This window comes from Variovorax sp. 01T439_2 (genome assembly GCF_056398445.1).
Genome location: NZ_JBFTPJ010000817.1, coordinates 1 through 2,715, shown reverse-complemented (window position 1 = coordinate 2,715; position 2,715 = coordinate 1). Strand labels below are relative to the sequence as shown.

The 2,715-nt window shown below is 65.9% G+C and carries 2 protein-coding genes; both read right to left on the bottom strand.

Features of this window, described 5'->3' with window-relative positions; genetic code table 11:
• Nucleotides 1-1,358 (bottom strand): Fic family protein (locus AC1DOC_RS28265; protein WP_478130975.1); only part of this gene is annotated, 1,358 nt, incomplete at its 3' end.
• Between the two features lie 163 nt (nucleotides 1,359-1,521).
• Entirely contained in the window at nucleotides 1,522-2,553 is a 1,032-nt protein-coding gene (gene gntR, locus AC1DOC_RS28260; protein WP_015866164.1) for an HTH-type transcriptional regulator GntR, read from the bottom strand.
• Nucleotides 2,554-2,715 lie beyond the last annotated feature (162 nt).

The following is a 2,715-nucleotide window of genomic DNA, read 5'->3' as shown; positions in this document are numbered from 1 at the left end:
ATCGATACCAGCGTCGCGAGCGTTGAACCGCGTAGATCGAAGCGCTCATCGATCTCTCTGCGCACTGCATCGAAGTGCAGGATGAAGTTRCTCTCGTTGCGCAGTTCAACCTCCAGGGCCTCTTTCGCCATGCGCAGCCCAAATTCGACGCATGCGGTGGCATCCCAGTATCGAAAGATCTTGTCGTCGGCCCCGAAGCTGAATTCGTAGTCGCCCTCGCCGATCGCGCGCACGCGCACAAGGTCCCGGGCAGGCCGCGAGAAATCGCGGAGCACCTGCAGGTACTGCGCCTCGTGGTGCTTCATCGCGATCGACACCGGCAGCAGCATGCCTTCGCCCAATTGGCCCGACTGGCAAAGGACCTTGTGAAACAGGAATCGCGAGAGTCGGCCATTGCCGTCCATGAACGGGTGGATAAAGACGAAGCCGAAGGAGGCGATGCTCGCGGCCATCACCGGATCCAATCGGCCGGAAATGCGGTTGACGAAGGTCGTCCAGCCCTCCATCAGCGCAGGCACGTCCTCAGGCGCCGGCGGCACGTAGGTCACGCCGAGGGCGCCCTGATTGCCGTCGCTCAGCCAGTTCTGTTCGGTCCGATACTGAACGGCCTGGTTGTACGGGTTCGACACGATCGAGTTCTGCAAGTCCACCAGGTACTGCTCGTCGACCTGGCGTGGCTCGTGGGCCTGTTGGAGCAGCCGCACGAAGGTGCGCCGCTTGTCTTCCGAGGGCGCTTCTCGTTCGATCGCGTAGCTGTCCTGCGTCTCGTGCAAATAGGCCCAGTTCAAAGTGCGGTCCAGCAATTCCCGATCCAATCCTTGGACGAACTCGCGCGCGGCCTCCAGCACCTTGGAGCTGACCAAGCCCATGATCACCTGGGTGCGCTCGACAGTGGCGCAGTAGTCCCAAGTTCCCAGACCGTTGAAGTTCACGCGCCAGCGCGAATCTCGCTGTGCGGGTCCCACGAAGTACTTGCTCGAGTCGAAAAGGTCGATGTAGCCCCCGGCCACCGGTGGATCCTGCATGACCGGACGGCCCGTGAAATGCTCCCAAACACAGCAGAGCATCCGCACGTATTGCCCGTTGGGCGTCTGCCTCACCGCCTCACCAAGTTGTTCGGCGGACAAATGCTTTGCTGCCGCAGCGAGCAACGGCAAATTGACGCCTTCGTGCTTGAGCGCGAAGAGCAGGTGTCCGAGAAGATCGTCTTCGCGGGCCGGCGCGCTGGCCGCAGGCACGGACAAGCCGTTTGCCGTGGGGAGGATCCGCGTGACAGGACGGATCATGGCCGGACGGCGTATCTCGAAGACTGGCAGGTCCAGTCTGCGTCGAACAAGTTCATAGCCGACCAGCGCCATGGATTTCTTTAATCGTTACAGGATTTGTTTCATTTTAGGCGCCTTGGCTGGTTTTTTATTCAGATCATGCAATCCATGGTCCACCCGAGGGCCGGGCAAGGCGGGTCAAGGCAAGGCGTGAGCCTGGAGTGCTCGCCGTTGGCGACGGGCGTTCCCCATCGCCTCAGCTGCTCTCCCGCACCACCAACTCGAACCCCAGGTCCACCGTGCGCTCCGCCACGGTCTCGGCGCGCATCAGCGCGAGCAGCATGCCGGCCGCGCGCTCGCCCATTTCCTTTCGCGGCGTGCGCACGGTGGTCAGCGGCGGCAGCATCTGGTCGCTGCCGCCCAGGTCGTTGAAGCCGGCGATCGCCACGCGCTGCGGCACGGGCACGCCGCTGCGCAGCGCGGCGAGCAGCCCGCCCTGGGCGAGGTCGTCGTTGCAGTAGAAGATGGCATCCACGTCTGGATGGCGCGCGAGCAGGTCCTCGAACTGGCGGCCGCCCAGCGCCATGGAGGTCGGGCCCGGCACCAGCAGTTCGAGCGCCGGGTCGTGGCAGCCGGCCTCGCGCAGCGCCTCGCGGTAGCCCTCCAGGCGCAGCAGCACGCGCGGGTCGAGCTGGCCGGCGGCATAGGCAATGCGCCGGCGGCCGCGCTGCAGCAGGTGCCGGGTGATGGCGCGGCCTGCGTCCCGCTGCGAAAAGCCCACGCTGTGGACGCCGGGCGCGGCCGAGGTTTCCATCATGTACACGCAGGGCGCATGGCTGCGCTCGAGCATCTGCGCGGCCGCGGCGCTGCGGTCGAAGCCCGTCAGCAGCAGGCCCGCCGGGCGCTGCGAGAGGTGGCTGCGCAGCAGCGCCTCTTCCTGCGCGGGGTCGTAGTGGGTCACGCCGATGAGCGACTGGTAGCCGTGCGGCGCGAGCGCGTCCTGCACCGCCTCGAGCAGTTCCACGAAGAGCTGGTTGGTCAGCGAGGGAATCAGCACCGCCACGTGGGAGCTGCGCGCCGAGGCCAGCGCGCGCGCCGCCACGTTGGGCACGTAGCCCAGCTGGTCGACCGCCGCCTGCACGCGGGCCTTCAGCTCGGGCGCCACGTTGCGCGCGCCGCGCAATGCGCGCGACACGGTGATCGGGCTCACGCCCGAGACGCGGGCCACGTCGTCCAGCGTGACGTGGCTCGAGGAACGGGGTCGGGGGCGGTCGGGGGCGTCGGCCATGGATCGAAGTTCTAAGGGTTAATACCAAGCTGGAATTGGACAGCGCTGTCCTAGGATAGCGCTGTCCCAGCCTTGGGTGCTCCGTGAAAACCCGAGACACCCCAGCGCTGGCTTTTTTTGGATTGTGCGGGATAGCGCTATCCCTGGCACCACCGGCCGCCC

Excerpts from the sequence above, each read along its gene's own strand:
- gntR (WP_015866164.1), bottom strand. The coding sequence starts at position 2,553 with ATGGCCGACGCCCCCGACCGCCCCCGACCCCGTTCCTCGAGCCACGTC.